The 13,935-nt window shown below is 68.0% G+C and carries 16 protein-coding genes and 1 other RNA gene; 2 read left to right on the plus strand and 15 right to left on the minus strand.

From position 1 onward, the window contains the following. Positions 1–76: 76 nt before the first annotated feature. From ACQKLX_RS25965 to ACQKLX_RS25980, 4 genes are all read right to left on the minus strand, one after another. Complete coding sequence (locus tag ACQKLX_RS25965; protein ID WP_427364452.1) at positions 77–1,267, minus strand: ABC transporter substrate-binding protein; 1,191 nt, start codon at positions 1,265–1,267, stop codon at positions 77–79. A 38-nt stretch (positions 1,268–1,305) separates the two neighbouring features. Beyond that, positions 1,306–2,328, minus strand: coding sequence for an N-acetylglucosamine-6-phosphate deacetylase (locus ACQKLX_RS25970; RefSeq protein WP_427364453.1), 1,023 nt, complete (start codon positions 2,326–2,328; stop codon positions 1,306–1,308). A gap of 6 nt (positions 2,329–2,334) precedes the next feature. Beyond that, on the minus strand, positions 2,335–3,078 hold the full coding sequence (locus ACQKLX_RS25975) for a glucosamine-6-phosphate deaminase (RefSeq protein WP_427364454.1): 744 nt from the start codon (positions 3,076–3,078) through the stop codon (positions 2,335–2,337). Between the two features lie 177 nt (positions 3,079–3,255). Beyond that, on the minus strand, positions 3,256–3,786 hold the full coding sequence (locus ACQKLX_RS25980; protein ID WP_427364455.1) for a dihydrofolate reductase family protein: 531 nt from the start codon (positions 3,784–3,786) through the stop codon (positions 3,256–3,258). Positions 3,787–3,931: 145 nt separating this feature from the next. On the opposite strand from ACQKLX_RS25980, the gene ACQKLX_RS25985 reads away from it, so the two are divergent. Then, on the plus strand, positions 3,932–4,276 hold the full coding sequence (locus tag ACQKLX_RS25985) for an ArsR/SmtB family transcription factor (protein ID WP_427364456.1): 345 nt from the start codon (positions 3,932–3,934) through the stop codon (positions 4,274–4,276). Next, complete coding sequence (locus ACQKLX_RS25990) at positions 4,236–4,628, plus strand: VOC family protein (RefSeq protein ID WP_427364457.1); 393 nt, start codon at positions 4,236–4,238, stop codon at positions 4,626–4,628. Before ACQKLX_RS25985 ends, ACQKLX_RS25990 begins: the two co-directional genes overlap by 41 nt. 18 nt (positions 4,629–4,646) lie before the next feature. Here ACQKLX_RS25990 and ACQKLX_RS25995 read toward each other — a convergent pair whose 3' ends face one another. The 11 genes from ACQKLX_RS25995 to ACQKLX_RS26045 form a co-directional block, all read right to left on the minus strand. Then, the gene (locus ACQKLX_RS25995; protein WP_427364458.1) at positions 4,647–5,666 is read right to left on the minus strand and encodes a peptidoglycan -binding protein; all 1,020 of its coding nucleotides are present in this window, start codon (positions 5,664–5,666) and stop codon (positions 4,647–4,649) included. A gap of 52 nt (positions 5,667–5,718) precedes the next feature. Next, positions 5,719–6,762, minus strand: a complete 1,044-nt coding sequence (locus ACQKLX_RS26000; protein WP_427364459.1) for a flagellar motor protein MotA — start codon at positions 6,760–6,762, stop codon at positions 5,719–5,721. Positions 6,763–6,848: 86 nt separating this feature from the next. Further along, complete coding sequence (locus ACQKLX_RS26005; RefSeq protein WP_427364460.1) at positions 6,849–7,637, minus strand: inositol monophosphatase family protein; 789 nt, start codon at positions 7,635–7,637, stop codon at positions 6,849–6,851. 87 nt (positions 7,638–7,724) lie between these two features. Next, positions 7,725–8,645: a tetratricopeptide repeat protein gene (locus ACQKLX_RS26010; protein ID WP_427364461.1), complete on the minus strand. Its 921-nt coding sequence runs from the start codon at positions 8,643–8,645 to the stop codon at positions 7,725–7,727. Continuing rightward, positions 8,642–9,295, minus strand: coding sequence for a thiamine phosphate synthase (locus ACQKLX_RS26015; protein ID WP_427364462.1), 654 nt, complete (start codon positions 9,293–9,295; stop codon positions 8,642–8,644). The genes ACQKLX_RS26010 and ACQKLX_RS26015 overlap by 4 nt, the downstream gene beginning before the upstream one ends. Then, the gene (locus ACQKLX_RS26020; protein WP_427364463.1) at positions 9,292–10,446 is read right to left on the minus strand and encodes a benzoate/H(+) symporter BenE family transporter; all 1,155 of its coding nucleotides are present in this window, start codon (positions 10,444–10,446) and stop codon (positions 9,292–9,294) included. The genes ACQKLX_RS26015 and ACQKLX_RS26020 overlap by 4 nt, the downstream gene beginning before the upstream one ends. An 8-nt stretch (positions 10,447–10,454) precedes the next feature. Next, on the minus strand, positions 10,455–11,279 hold the full coding sequence (locus ACQKLX_RS26025; RefSeq protein ID WP_427364464.1) for a TIGR00282 family metallophosphoesterase: 825 nt from the start codon (positions 11,277–11,279) through the stop codon (positions 10,455–10,457). A gap of 182 nt (positions 11,280–11,461) precedes the next feature. Continuing rightward, positions 11,462–12,037 carry a 5-formyltetrahydrofolate cyclo-ligase gene (locus ACQKLX_RS26030; protein WP_427364465.1) on the minus strand — a complete coding sequence of 192 codons (576 nt, stop codon included), beginning with the start codon at positions 12,035–12,037 and terminating at the stop codon, positions 11,462–11,464. Positions 12,038–12,041: 4 nt separating this feature from the next. After that, a non-coding RNA gene (gene ssrS, locus ACQKLX_RS26035) (6S RNA) lies at positions 12,042–12,197 on the minus strand. Between the two features lie 71 nt (positions 12,198–12,268). Then, on the minus strand, positions 12,269–13,333 hold the full coding sequence (locus ACQKLX_RS26040) for a D-alanine--D-alanine ligase family protein (RefSeq protein ID WP_427364466.1): 1,065 nt from the start codon (positions 13,331–13,333) through the stop codon (positions 12,269–12,271). Positions 13,334–13,427: 94 nt separating this feature from the next. Beyond that, positions 13,428–13,934: an MOSC domain-containing protein gene (locus ACQKLX_RS26045; RefSeq protein WP_427364467.1), complete on the minus strand. Its 507-nt coding sequence runs from the start codon at positions 13,932–13,934 to the stop codon at positions 13,428–13,430. Position 13,935 lies beyond the last annotated feature (1 nt).

Here is a 13,935-nt window from a genome sequence, read left to right on the forward strand (position 1 = left end):
GCTGCCGATCACCAAGCGGCGCCACCCCCATCCCCGGCCCTTCCCCACAAGAGGGAAGGGAGGAGTTCGGGCGCGATCACTTCGCCCGCTTGGCGCCGACCAGCTCGTCCCACTTGCGGAAGGCGACGACCATCTTGTCCGGCTTCAGCGGCAGCTCGATCGGGTTGTTGGCGATCAGGTCGGCATATTCCGGCCGGCCGAATTCGGCTATGACCTTCTGGCTCGCCTCCGGCGCCAGCGAGAGCGGCACGTTCTTCACCGCCGGGCCGGGATAGAGATAGCCCTCGTCATAGGAATAGGCCTGCATCTTCGGCGTCAGCACATGCGCCATGATGTCGAGGACGACGGCGAGCCGGTCGTTGGGCAGGCCCTTCGGCACGCACATGAAGAAGGCGTCCGAGACCCAGTGGAAGCCCTTCAGCGTCTGGATCTTGGCTTCCTTCGGCACGATACCGAGCGCGCGCGGATTGATGTCCCAGCCGGTGGTCGAGATGATGATGTCGCGCGAGCCGTCGCCGAACTCCTTCATCGTCGCGCCGGTGCCGGCCGGGTAGTACTCGATGTACTGGCCGAGTTCCTGCAGATAGGCCCAGGTCTTGTCCCAGCCGCCGACAGGGTCCTGCGGGTCCTTGTCGCCGAGGAGATAGGGCAGGCCCATCATGAAGGTGCGGCCCGGGCCGGAATTGGTCGGGCGGGCATACATGAACTTGTTCGGATTGGCCTTGGCCCAGGCGAGCAGCTCCTCGGCCGTGGTCGGCACGTTCTTGACCCGGTCGGGCATGTATTCGAGCAGCGGGCCGGAGGGGTAGTAGTTGACGACGACGCCGAAGCCGTCGCCCTGCGCCTTGTGCAGGTTGAGCGCGGCCGGCTCGTAATTGGCCTCGATGTTCGGGAACTTGTCGGAAAAATCGGGCAGGATCTTCTGCCAGAGCTTCTGTTCGAGGCCGGCGGCGAGGCCGTCGCTGCCGGTCAGGATCAGGTCGAGATCGACCTTGCCGGCATCCTGCTGGGCCTTGAGCTTGCTGGCGAGCTCGGGGGCAGGGGCCTTCACGAAGGCGATGCGCGAGACCAGCTTGGGATTGGCGGTGCGGTAGTCCTCGAAGGCCTTCTGCATCAGCGCCAACGCGCCGCCGACATCCATGACGCTGATCACGACTGGGCTCGTCGGCAGCGGCGGCGAGGCGGCGAGCGCCGGACCGCCGGCGGCGAGCGCCCCGAGGCCGCCGAGCACGGTGCGGCGGTCGATACTCTTGAGATGCTTGGTCATTGCCTTCCCCTTTGTTGTCGCGCCGTCGATGGCGGCGTTCATGCGTCGTAGCTTCGTTCCTGATCGGCGAGGCGGACATGCCGGATGAAAAGCTCATCCGACCACTCGACTTCACCCTCCGCAAGCGTGATGCCATGCGCGTCGAGCGCCGGCCGGATCGCGGCGAGCGCGTGATCGGAGGCCATGGCGAAGGCCTGGGCGGGCGTCGCGATGCCCCAGGCGACGACATTCCTGACGGCCTCGTCCAGACAGAGCGCCGAGCCGGCGAGCAACCCTTCCTCCTGTCGAACCGAACCATCGGGCATGCGATCGACCGCCATGCCGGCGAAATGATAACGGCCGACCGGCGCTGCTGCGGCCACCACGGCATCGGTGACCAGGATCGAGCGCTCGAAGCCCTTGGCCCGGATCAGCGCAGCGAGCGCCTTGGGATGGACATGGATGCCGTCGGCGATGAAGCCGGCCATCAGCCGGTCCTCGGCGAGCTGGGCGAAGATCGGGTTGGCGAGCTTGTGCAGCGTCTGCGGCACGCCGTTGCCGAGATGGGTCGAGAGCGACAAGCCCGCATCGGCGGCAGCCGCAACCTGAGTGAAATCGGCGGCGGAATGGCCGATGGCGACGATCTTGCCGGATTCAGCCAGGCTCTTCGTCAGCGTGATGGCGCCTTCGCTTTCGGCGGCGAGCGTCACCATCAGGATCGGCCGCTTGAGGCCGCGCTCGACCTCGGCGATCAGCTCCGGCCGCGCCGCCGTCATCGCCTCCGGCGGATGACAGCCGTGATAGCCCGGCGCCGGGTTCAGGAACGGCCCTTCGAGATGATAGCCCGGGCACATCAGCGTCCCGAGCCTGCTACCGGCGACGGCGGCGTCGAGGGCGCGGAAGCGCTCGACCAGCTCATGCGGGTGGGCGGTGATGATCGTCGGCAGGCAATGCGTGACGCCGGTCGCGAGCATCGCCTCCAGCGCCCGGTCGAGATCGGCCGGGGTGATCGCCGGGTCGTTGAAGTCGACGCCGGCGAAGCCATTGATCTGGAGATCGACGAGGCCGGGCGAGACGGGCATCGCCTGTCAGCCCTTCTTCAGCAGGGAAGCAGCCGGTGGATCGAGGAACAGCACCGTATTGGGATGGCGCTGCAGGATCGAGGCGGGGTGCAGCGGTGTGATCTCGCCTTCGAGCGCATCCTTCACCGCCTGCGCCTTGCGGGCGTCCGGCACCGAGAGGACGATCAGCTCGCTCTTCAGGATCTGGCGGATGCTCATCGAGATCGCCTGCTCCGGCACGGCTGCAAAGCTCGCGAACCAGCCCTCGCCGAATTGCTGGTTGCGGCAGGCCTCGTCGAGGGTGACGACGATATAGGGCTCCTCGGTCTCGAAATCGGCCGGCGGGTCGTTGAAGGCGAGATGGCAGTTCTCGCCGAAGCCGGCGAAGCAGAGGTCGATGCGGCGCCCGGCGATCAGGCCGTTGAGGCGCCTGGTCTCGGCGGCGGGATCACCCTCGCCGTCGACCGGGATGAAGGCCGGCTTGACGGCGAGCGGCGCGAGGAAGCGCTCCTTCAGATAGCCGCGGAAGCTCGCCGGATGGTTTTCGGGCAGGCCGACATATTCGTCGAGATGGAATGCCGTGACCTTCGACCAGTCGATGCCCTCCGCCGCGACGAGGTTCTGCAGCATCTCGAACTGGCTCGCACCGGTGGCGACGATGATTGTCGCCTCGCCATGGCGGGTAATCGCGGCGCGGATCGCCTCTACGCCGAGAGCAGCAGCCTGCCTACCGAGCTCGTTCTTGTCGGGGGTGATGCGGATATCGATCATGCTGCTCCTGCCCGGCACAACGGCGGTCTGCGTCTGGGATACTACCATACCAGCGGTCAGCCTAGCACGAGTGCGCAGCGGCGCACCTGTCGAAGAGGCATGGCGCGCCAACGCTTTTCGCGGGCTTTGCGCGTAGAGGTTTCGCTGCCTCCCGGGCTTGTCGAGGGAGTTGCGCGATCAGGCGGGAATGTAGGTCAACCGGATCACGTTTTCGCCGATCCTCTCATCGGCGACGAGGCGGAGCGGCGGGCGTGGGCCGGCGAAGAATGGCATGCCGCGCCCGAGGACGATGGGGTGGAGATAGAGCCGATACTCGTCGATGAGACCCGTGTCGGTGAGGCTTTGCGCCAGTTCCGGCCCGGAAACGGTGATCTCCCCAGTGATCCGGGCCTTCAGCCCGCGGACCACGGTTTCGACGTCATCGGCAACGAGCGTGGCGTTCGGCCCGACCGACTTCAACGAGCGCGCCGCCACCCATTTTGGCAGGCGCCGCCAGGCCGCCGCGAATTCGTGCTGCTCCCTGGTCCATTCGGGCCGGTCCTCGTCCCAATAGCGCATGGTCTCGTACATGCGGCGGCCGTACACACTGCCGGCCAGATCGCGCACATGCTCGATCCAGTGGCGGAAGAGCGCGGCATCGGGCGGGGAATCCTGGAGGTCGACATAGCCGTCCAGAGACATGTTCATTCCGAAGACGAGTTTCGCCATGCTGCAAAATCTCCAGTGCAGCGTCAGGATAGCTCGAACGCCCCGCGGATGTGACAGGAGGCAAGGTCCGCCGCCGGTGACGCGAATGCCCTCATCATGTAACCATTTTATTGCATGATGAGGGTCTGCGTGCTAGCAACTCCCCATGGACCTCGACCGCCTCTTCCGGGCGCTGGCTGACCCGACGCGGCGTCGCATGCTGGACGAGCTCGCCGAGCGTGATGGCCAGACGCTGTTCGAATTGCATGTCCGCCTGATCAGCTGGCACGGGGCGAGCCTCTCGCGACAGGCCCTGTCGAAACATTTGCAGGTGCTGGAGGAGGCGGGCCTGCTCCGCACCGAATGGCGCTGGCGCAGCAAGCATCATTTCCTCGAGCGCTCGCCGCTGCGCCAGATGTGGGACGTCTGGATGCGGCCGCTGGCCGAACCGGCTGAGAAGGAGAAGACTGATGCCGATCAAGATCGTCGTGACGAGCCTGCTGGTCGATGACCAGGAGAAGGCGCTGCGTTTCTACCGTGACATGCTCGGCTTCGAGCTCAAGCACGACATCCCGATGGGTCACCACCGCTGGTTGACACTGACATCGTCAGGCGATCCCGAGGGCGTCGAGCTCCTGCTGGAGCCGGACGAGCATCCGGCGGCGAAGCCGTGGAAGAGCGCGCTCGTGGCCGACGGCATCCCGGCGACCTCATTCGGCGTCGAGGACGTCCATGCCGAGCATGCCAGGCTTTCCGCGCTCGGCGTCGCCTTCACCCAGCCACCGGTCCATCTCGGCCCGGTCACGACAGCGGTCTTCGACGACACCTGCGGCAACCTGATCCAGATCGCGCAACGGCATTGAGGGCGCGCTTCGGCTCCGTCACCGCTCGGTGATCTTGAACTCGATCCGGCGGTTGCGGCGCCAGGCTTCGTCATTGTTGGCGACGTCGAGCGGCTGGAATTCGCCGAAGCCGGTGGCGGCGATCCGATCGGCCGGGATGCCCTTGCTGACCAGATACTCGACCACGGCGACGGCGCGCGCTGTCGAGAGACTCCAGTTCGACGGGAATTGCGGCGAGCGGATCGGCCGGTTGTCGGTGTGGCCGTCGACGCGAAGGATCCAGGGCAGGTCCGGCGGCATTTCGCGGCCGAGATCGGCGATGATCGCGCCCAGCTTGTCGAGCTCGCCGCGGCCTTCCGGCTTCAGCACGGCCTGGCCGGCATCGAAGAAGACTTCCGACTGGAAGACGAAGCGGTCGCCGACGACGCGGATGTCGGGACGGGTGCCGAGCACCTGGCGCAGGCGGCCGAAGAAGTCGGAGCGATAGCGCGCCAGTTCCTGGACACGCTGCGCCAGCGCGACATTGAGGCGCGAGCCAAGCTCCGAGATGCGCGCCTGCGATTCCTTGTCCTTGGCTTCGGCTGCACCGATCGCCTCCTCCAGCGCAGCGAGCTGGCGGCGCATCGCGACGATCTGCTGGTTGACCAGCTCGACGGTGGCCTGGGCCTTGGCTGAGAGCTGCTTCTCGGCGTCGAGCGCCTTCTGCGTATCTGCGAGCTGGGTCGGCGCGTTGCTGCGGGCGGCGCCGTCGAGCAGGCCCTGGACGCGGGCGCGCTCGGCCTGCTCGCTGGCGAGCGAGGATTGCAGCAAGGCGAGTGAATCCTTCGCCTCCTTGCCGCTGGAGCGCTCAAGCGCCAGCAGATCGCTGAGTTCGGCGATCTGGCGGTTCAGCCGGTCGAGCACCGTGTCACGGCCGGAAATCTCCTGTGACAGGAAGAACTGGCCGAGGACGAAGACGGAAAGCAGGAAGACGATGCCGATCAGCATCGTCGAGAGCGCGTCGACGAAGCCCGGCCAGAAATTGACCTCTTCCCGGCGATGCGCGCGCGACAGGGCCATGCTCAGCCTTCCTTCTCAGCCGCCCCTGCGATGCCGCAGCACCATGGCAGGCTCATGACTCGCCCACCCGCTCGGCGGCGAGGCGCTCGATCAGGCGCTTCAGATCCTTCTCGCGTGCGGCCTGCGCCTCGACCCAGTCGCGGATCAGTTGCTGCTCGGAGCGCATGTGCTGGACGAGGCCCTGGATGCCCTCGGCGAGATTGGCCAGCGCCTGCGTCGCCGCGCGATTGTTGGAGCCGTCCTGCATGGCGGCCTGGAGCTTGTCGAGGCGCTCGACCACGACATCGCCAGCTACGGCCGGGCCGGTGACCGACATCGCCAGCGGAATCGTCGCGGAATGCGTGGTGGCGGTGCCGAGATAACCCTCGACCTCGTTACGGAAACGGCGCTGGCCCTGACCGACCTGGAGGTCGAGGAAACCAAGGATCAGCGAGCCGGCGATGCCGAACAGCGAGGACGAGAACGACAGGCCCATGCCGGCGAGCGGAGCGGCAAGGCCGGCCTTGAGCTCGTCGAAGAGCACGCCAGCTTCGGCGCCGGTGCGCAGGCTCTTGATGACGTTGCCGACCGAGGAGACGGTTTCGAGCAGGCCCCAGAAGGTGCCGAGCAGGCCGAGGAAGACGAGCAGGCCGGCAAGGTAGCGCAGTACCTCGCGCCCATCGTCGAGCCGGACCGCGATCGATTCGAGCAGGGTCGCCGCCTGGCTGGAAGCGAGGCTGCGCTGCTCCAGCGCTGGCAGCACGGGGGCGAGCGGGCTGATCACCTGGTTGCGCCGGATCGTCGCCCCGGACGGATCGGCGGCCAACCGGTTGGCGGCCCGGGCTTCGCTGTCGATGCGCCAGAGCTCGCGCAGCGACAGCAGCACACCGACCGCGAGCGCCCCGACGATCAGGCCGTTGAGGCCCGGATTGGTCATGAAGGCGGTGCGCAGCCCGTCCTGCAGGATGAAGATCAGGAAGCCGATCAGCGCGAGGAAGACCAGCGCGCGGAGAAAATAGCGCAGCGGCCGGGAGAAGCGGAACGTCTGCGGCCTGTGGGGCGCCGTCGCTGGGGGCTCCAGCGGCGGGACCTCGGGGGCCGCCTCGTCATTGGCCATGCCTGCTCATCCGATCCGGTTTCGTCGCGGCGGCGACTGTCGCCTCCCGCCACGCCGGGATCAAGCCGAAAACGGCCTCGGTTTCGTCAAAGAACGGTCTTGAGGACTGCGCGCAACGCCGGCTCGCCGGCTTCGTTGCCGCAGATCACGTCCTTGGCCGAGGTCGGCTGCTTGCCGTCGAGCGTGCCGAAGGTGCCGCCCGCCTCGCGCACCATCACCGCGCCGGCGCCGAAATCCCAGGTGTTGAGGCCGCGTTCCCAATAGGCGTCCATGCGGCCGGCGGCGACATAGGCGATGTCGAGCGCGGCCGAGCCCATGCGGCGGACATTGGCGAAGCGGCTCATCACGGCGCCGAGTTCCTTCAGGAAGAGCGGGTGGCCGCCCTTGCCGATATGCGGCACGCCCATGCCGATCAGCATCTCCGACGATTCGCGCCGGCCGGAGACGCGCAGGCGGCGGTTGTTGACATAGGCGCCCTTGCCCTTCTCGGCGATGAAGAGCTCGTCCTTGGCGGCGTCGTAGATCACGCCGGCGATGAACTGGTTGTCGCGCTCCAGCGCCACCGAGATGTTCCAGTGCGGGATGCCGCGCAGGAAGTTGTGGGTGCCGTCGAGCGGGTCGATATGCCAGCGATTGCTCTCGTCGGTGCCGACGACGACGCCGCTCTCCTCCATGACGAAGCCGTAACCCGGCCGCGCCTTCTCCAGCGCCGCGCGCAGGATCTCCTCGGCCTTGTGGTCGGCCTTGGAAACGAAGTCACCCGGGCCCTTGGCCAGGACCTGCAGATTCTCGACCTCGCCGAAATCGCGCTTCAGCGAACGCGATGCCTTCATCACGGCATCGGTCATCACGGTCATCAGGGGGGAGCGGATCATGTCAAAACCTCGGGGGCGCGTAGCGCGCGGCAGAACGGAGCGGACTATCAAAGAGCGGCGCGGGCGGTACGGCCAGCGGTTCGCCCGTCACTTGCTCGGTTGGCTCGGCGTCGTCAAGGCCGTGGCCTCGATCCGGTCAGCGGCGAGGCGGGCGGCGCGGCTGCGCTGTTCGGGCGACAACCGCTCCAGAACCTGGTCGAGCGTGGCGTCGCCGAGACCTTGGGCGCGTGCGGCGAGATGCCAGGCGGCGGCCTCCGACAGATCGGGTGGGACGGCGCGGCCGAACTGGTAGAGCTTGGCCAGCCGGTTCTGGGCGATGGCGTTGCCCTTGTTGGCGGCGCGGATGAAGAGCCTGGCGGCGGTGCGCTCGTCCTTGGCGACGCCGTCGCCGTTGAACAGCATGATCGCATATTCGACCTCGCCGGCGATCAGCCCGCTGGCTGCGGCCTTGCCCATCCATTCGGCCGCCAGGCTGTCGTCCTGCGGCACGCCGCGCCCCAATTTGTAGAGCACGGCGAGCGCATGCTGGGCGTCGCCGAGATCGGCGGCGGCGGCGATCCTGAGGCCGGCAATGGCACGCTGGTCGTCCTGCGGCCGCCCGGTCGCGAGCAAGGCGAGGGCGAGGTTGTAATTGGCGGCGGGGTGACCGGCGGCGGCGGCCTTCTCCAGCAGGGCGCCGCCCGCCTTCGGGTCGCGCGTCACGCCCCGGCCTTCGAGCAGCGCCATGCCGAGCGCGAAGACCGCGTTGATGTCGCCCCTGTCGGCCGCGAGCCGGTACCAGTCGGCGGCGGCCTTGGGATCGATGCGGACGCCGAGTCCCTGCCGGTAGATCTCGCCGAGAAGCGTCATCGCCGCGGCGTCCTTGGGATCGGCCTCAAGCCGCTTGAGCGCTTCCGACTGCGCGCGCCGATAATGCCCGGCCTGATAGGCGCCATAGGCGTCATCAGGCTCCGCCGCGGCAGCGGGCAGGGCGAACGTCAGGGCGAGCGCGACGAGCGCAAGCTTCATCGCGCCGTCCTGCGGGCGTGTTGCTCGGCGATCGCGGCATCGGCCGCGGCGACCGCTGCGCGGATGTCGACGTCGTCGGCGAAGACCCATTCGCCGAGCGCGACGAATTCGGCGCCGGTCTCGATCAAAGCCGGAACCGACTCCGCGTCCGGGCAATAGGCGATGCAGGGCGTCTCGAAGATCTCGGCCCACCAGGAGGCCCGCTCGATCACCGCCGGCAGCGGCGGCAGCGAGCCGTCCGGCCTCGGCTCGCCGAACATGACGTAGTCGACGCCGGCCTCGCCCATATCCATGGCGTCATGGCGCGAGCGCAAGCCTCCTGCTCCGATGATGCGCTCCTGCTTCAGGCTGGAGCGGGCGTCGGCTATTGCTTCGGCACCTTGGGTGAGATGGACGCCGTCGGCGCCGCCGCGGCTGGCGACCTGGGCCGAGGCCTCGACCACCAGGGCGACGTTCTGCGCCTGCACCGGCGGCGCCAGCGCCTTGACCCGCTCGGTCAGGCTGCGCTCGTCGCCGGGGGCGAGCCGCAGCAGCACGGCGGCGACATCGCCGCCGGCGAAGGCCTGCATCAGGCGAAAGGAGATGGCGCCGGGATCGGAGATCGGCGGCGTGACGAGCATCAGGCGGGTGCGGGGGACAGATGTGTTCATGATCGTCCGCGCAAACGGCCCGCGACGTGGTCCAATGTCAAGACCATGAGCCCGGCGACCAGGCTCCAGAAGGCCGAGCCGACCCCGAACAGCGACAGGCTGGAGGCGGCGACTGCGAAGGTGACGACGGCGGCGAAGCGATCCTTGTCGCTGCCCATCGCCTGGCCGAGTGCCCCTGTCAGCGAGCCGACGAGGCCGAGGCCGGCGACCGCGACGATCAGCGCCTTCGGCATGGCGAGGATCAGCGCCAGCAACAGGCCCGTGGTGGCGGCGATGGCGAGATAGAACAGTGCATACCAGATGCCGGCCTTCCAGCGTTCCTTCGGATCGGGATCGGTGTCGGCGCCGGTGCAGATCGAGGCGCTGATCGCTGCCATGTTGACCATATGCGCGCCGGTCGGCGCGGTCAGGAAGGACATCAGCCCGGTGACGAACAGGCAGGAGGCCGTCGGCGGCTGATAGCCGGCGGCACGCAGAACGGCGAAGCCCGGCAGATTCTGCGCCGCCATGGTGACGAGATAGAGCGGGACGCCGATGCCGGCGATCGCAGTGAAATCGAGATGCGGGACGATCAGCTCGATATGGGTCAAAGCGACCGGCCCGGCCGGGAGCGTCGCGGTGCCCGTCGCGAAGGCGAGCGCAAGCCCGGCGCCCAGAGCCGCGATCACGCCGAGGAAGGGGCTCCACAGACGCGCCAGCAGGAAGACGACGAGCAGCGTCAGAACCAGGATCGGCTGCAGCCGCATCTCGTCGAAGACGGCGACGACGAAGCGGAAGATCACGCCTGCGAGCATCGCCGAGGCGATGCTCATGGGAATGCGCCCGACCAGTGCGCCCAGCGGGCGGAAGGCAGCGGTCGCCATCATCAGCACTGCGGCGGCAAGGAAGGCGCCGACGGCCGAGGCGATATCGACGCCGCTCGCAGACGCGATCAGCGCCGCGCCAGGCGTCGACCAGGCGCAGATGATCGGCATATGGTGCCGCCAGGACAGGAAGAAGCCGGCGAGCGCCTGCGCGATGGCGAGTCCTGCCACCCAGGAGACGGTCTGGGCCGGCGTGGCGCCCATCGCCTGCGCGGCGGCGAGCACCACCGCGACCGAGGCCGAGTAGCCGACGAAGGCGGCGACAAGGGCGGAGAAGAACTGCGACATCGGCCGCTCTATTGATCCCAGGCGGTCGGCCAGGTCTCGGCTAGCGTGGCACCCAGGCGCACAGGCCAGGCAGTCTTGGCGAGGCCGGTGCGATCGTCGGTCTCGACCGCGATGCCTGACAGCGTGCCCACGCCCAGTGCCGGCTCTAGCCGCGAGCCCGGCGTCTTCTGCAGGAAGCGGCGGATCGCCTCTTCCTTCTGCATGCCGAGGATCGATTCGTAGTCGCCGCACATGCCGGCATCGGTCTGGTAGGCGGTGCCGGCCGGCAGCACGCGCGTATCCGAGGTCGGGACATGGGTGTGTGTGCCGATGACGAGGCTGGCGCGGCCGTCGAGATAATAGGCCATGGCGAGCTTCTCGCTGGTCGCCTCGGCATGGACATCGACGATGACAGCGTCGGCGGCGTCCCCCAGCGGGCAGGCGGCGAGTTCGCGCTCCAACGCTGCGAAGGGATCGTCGAGCGCGTCCATGAACAGCCGGCCCATCACGTTGACGACGAGGACGCGGGCGCCGTTGCGGGCCTCGATCACGGTCGCGCCGCGGCCGGGCGTGCCCGGCGGATAGTTCGCCGGGCGGATCAGGCGCGGCTGGCGCTCGATGAAGACCATCGCCTCGCGCTGGTCCCAGGAATGGTTGCCGAGCGTGATCACGTCGGCTCCGGCGGCCAGTGTCTCGTCGCAGATCGCCTCGGTGATGCCGAAGCCTCCTGCGGCATTCTCGCCATTGATCACGACGCAGTCGAGTTTCCAGCGCTCGCGCAGGGCAGGAAGACGGTCCTGAACGGCGAGGCGGCCGGCGCGCCCGACGATGTCGCCGAGAAAGAGAAGACGCATGTCACTATCCAACCATTAGGCCGGCATATCACGGCCCACCTGTCGTGCTTTCACCCAAGACCAGTCGTCACGGCTATCCGGAGGCCGCGCGGTCGATTTCGCGGCTATGAAGACAACACGGCGGGACGACCGCGTCTTGAATGAAAGGCGCGCCTGCTAATGACGTGATCGCCGTGGCGAAATCAACCGCAGCGGATCGTCTCGTCCTGCGTGACGACCCAGTCGAGGCGGCGGTCATGCGCCTCGGCCGGAACTTCGGCGATCTCTTGCGCGGCATAGGCGATGCCGATGGTCAGGGTCGGTTGGAGTTCGGTGATTGCGCGGTCGTAATAACCCTTGCCGTAGCCGATGCGGTAGCCGCGCCGGTCGAAGGCGGCGAGGGGGACGATCAGGATCGCAGGCTTGACCTCGGGCTGCTCGGGAGCCGGCACCAGCGTGCCGAAGCCGCCGGGCACGATCGGCTCCCAGGGCGCCCAGCGCCGGAAATGCATGCGCTTCTCGACGATCGCTGGCAGGCAGAGCGGCAGGCCGCGCTCGTGCAGGGCTTCGAGGATCGGGCGCGGATCGGCCTCGGAGCGCATCGGCCAATAGGCCGAGACTGGTCCTTGCGTGAGCGCCGGCAGCGCGAGCACACGTTCGACGATGGCCTCGTCCCAGATCAGGCGGTCGTCGAGCTCGAGGGCATCGCGCCGGGCGAGCGCCTCGGCGCGGAGCGCTGCCTTGCGGGGGGAGGGGGCGAGAGAGACGCTGTCGGTCATGGGCTGCGGAGCCACCTCGGCCGTGGAGATTTCGATCCCGGGACACCTACAAAGTAGGTGGGCGCCGTGTGTCCGGGTCCAGGGACCCGGTCAGGGACAGCTCCCTAGGGAGTCGTATGGGCCCGGGAATACATGACTCGCACGCACCAGGCAGCCCCGCCGCGACAAGGTAGGGCGCATGCCGGCAAAGCGCCAGAGGCGGCCAGCGAAAACCCGTCAGGATTTTTCGCCTCACGCCCCGCGCGCCATCCCATGCCGGATCACCCGGTCGATCAGGTCGGGATAGGCGACGCCGCTGGCGGCGAGCGCCTTCGGGAACATGCTGATGTCGGTGAAGCCTGGGATCGTGTTGATCTCGTTGACCAGCGCGCTGCCGTCCGGCCGCAGGAAGAAGTCGACGCGGGCCATGCCGTCGCAGCCGAGCGCGTAGAAGGCGCGCTTGGCCAGCACCTGCAGGTTGGCGATCGTTTCCTCGGGCAGGGCAGCCGGCACCTCGACGCGGGCGCCGTCTTCGTCAAGATATTTGGCCTCATAGGTGTAGAAGCCATGGCTCGCGGCGGCGACGATCTCGCCGGGCAGCGAGACGATCGTCTCGCCATCGGCCTGCTCCAGCACGCTGAGCTCGATCTCGCGGCCGGCGATGAACTCCTCGACCAGCACCACGCTGTCGTGCCGGAAGGCCTCCGCGAGCGCCGCCTGGAAGCTTTCGGCATCGGTCGCCTTGCTGACGCCGACCGAGGAGCCCTGCCGGGCGGGCTTGACGAAGAGCGGCAGGCCGAGCGCGGCGCTGGCCTGTTCGAAGCTCAGCGCCTCGCCCTGTCGGGTGGTGAGCGAGCGGGCGACGCCGAGGCCGGCCTCGCGCAGCAGCCGCTTGGCGATGTCCTTGTCGAGCGCATTGGCCGAGCCGACGATGCCACAGCCGGCGAGCGGGATGCCAGCGACCTGAGCCAGCCCCTGGACCGAGCCGTCCTCGCCGTCGAGGCCATGCAGCACCGGAAAGAGCACGTCGATCTTCGGCAGTGCCTGCGGAGCGGCGCCGTCCTGCAGGCGCAGCAGGCGCCCGTTCCCGCCGGGCAGCAGGCACAGCTCGGCGCCGTCCTGCGGGATCGGGTCGGGCAGGACGCCGTTCTGCAGTTCGAGCTCGCGCCACTGCCCGGCCTTGGTGATCAGGATCGGCACGACGTCATAGGTCGCTTTGTCGATCGCCTTCACCACATTGGCGGCCGACATCAGTGAGACCTCGTGCTCGGAAGACCTGCCGCCGAGGAGAATCGCCACCCGCACCCTGTCGCTCATCGCTGCTGCCTTCTTCGATTCGCCTCTGTCGGGAAGCGTCAGTCGGGCATGATTGAGGAATTGCAAAGGCGGCGGGAGAAACTGCTGCCAGCAATCAAGTGCCGGCGTCGGGGAGCCGTTCCAGCCTGTCGCCGATAGCGATGGTCCCACCCTCGATCACCCGCGCCGTGATGCCACCATGGCCGCGCACGGCGTTGTAGCCGCCCGGGCCGAAGGCCTCCTCCATGCGTGAGCAGGGATGGCATTCGCCGGTCCATGCCAGGATGGCACTGCCCAAGCGAAAATGGTGATCCTTCAAGGTCGCGAGGTTGATGCCCGCGACGACGATGTTGCGGCGCAACTGGTCCGGGGCGATCCGATCCCGCCCGAGATGGCTGGCAATCGCGGCGAGATGTTCCTGCTGGATCAGCGTGACCTGCCGCGAGCCGCTCCGGCCACTATAGCGATCGCCGACAAGGCCTTCCGCCGCACTCGCCGTGGCCGTCTCAACGCTGATCATCGCAGCGCGTCGTGCCGGCCGCAGCCCGATCCAGACGACCCGGCCTGGCCGGATCGGCGCGTTCAGCAGTGCGGAAAGGAGCGATCCGGCCTGCGGCTGCACG

Origin of the sequence: Allobosea sp. NPDC003192 (assembly GCF_050275675.1) — a bacterium.
In the GTDB taxonomy this organism is placed as follows: Bacteria; Pseudomonadota; Alphaproteobacteria; order Rhizobiales; family Beijerinckiaceae; genus Allobosea.

Bases quoted from the DNA above. Each gene is read 5' to 3' on its own strand.
- ACQKLX_RS25995 (WP_427364458.1), bottom strand. From the start codon at position 5,666: ATGGCCCTGTCGCGCGCGCATCGCCGGGAAGAGGTCAATTTCTGGCCG.
- ACQKLX_RS26005 (WP_427364460.1), bottom strand. From the start codon at position 7,637: ATGATCCGCTCCCCCCTGATGACCGTGATGACCGATGCCGTGATGAAG.
- ACQKLX_RS25990 (WP_427364457.1), top strand. From the start codon at position 4,236: ATGCCGATCAAGATCGTCGTGACGAGCCTGCTGGTCGATGACCAGGAG.
- ACQKLX_RS25975 (WP_427364454.1), bottom strand. From the start codon at position 3,078: ATGATCGATATCCGCATCACCCCCGACAAGAACGAGCTCGGTAGGCAG.
- ACQKLX_RS26030 (WP_427364465.1), bottom strand. From the start codon at position 12,037: ATGACCGACAGCGTCTCTCTCGCCCCCTCCCCCCGCAAGGCAGCGCTC.
- ACQKLX_RS25965 (WP_427364452.1), bottom strand. From the start codon at position 1,267: ATGACCAAGCATCTCAAGAGTATCGACCGCCGCACCGTGCTCGGCGGC.
- ACQKLX_RS26040 (WP_427364466.1), bottom strand. From the start codon at position 13,333: ATGAGCGACAGGGTGCGGGTGGCGATTCTCCTCGGCGGCAGGTCTTCC.
- ACQKLX_RS26025 (WP_427364464.1), bottom strand. From the start codon at position 11,279: ATGCGTCTTCTCTTTCTCGGCGACATCGTCGGGCGCGCCGGCCGCCTC.
- ACQKLX_RS26015 (WP_427364462.1), bottom strand. From the start codon at position 9,295: ATGAACACATCTGTCCCCCGCACCCGCCTGATGCTCGTCACGCCGCCG.
- ACQKLX_RS25985 (WP_427364456.1), top strand. From the start codon at position 3,932: ATGGACCTCGACCGCCTCTTCCGGGCGCTGGCTGACCCGACGCGGCGT.
- ACQKLX_RS25970 (WP_427364453.1), bottom strand. From the start codon at position 2,328: ATGCCCGTCTCGCCCGGCCTCGTCGATCTCCAGATCAATGGCTTCGCC.
- ACQKLX_RS26010 (WP_427364461.1), bottom strand. From the start codon at position 8,645: ATGAAGCTTGCGCTCGTCGCGCTCGCCCTGACGTTCGCCCTGCCCGCT.
- ACQKLX_RS25980 (WP_427364455.1), bottom strand. From the start codon at position 3,786: ATGGCGAAACTCGTCTTCGGAATGAACATGTCTCTGGACGGCTATGTC.
- ACQKLX_RS26020 (WP_427364463.1), bottom strand. From the start codon at position 10,446: ATGTCGCAGTTCTTCTCCGCCCTTGTCGCCGCCTTCGTCGGCTACTCG.
- ACQKLX_RS26000 (WP_427364459.1), bottom strand. From the start codon at position 6,762: ATGGCCAATGACGAGGCGGCCCCCGAGGTCCCGCCGCTGGAGCCCCCA.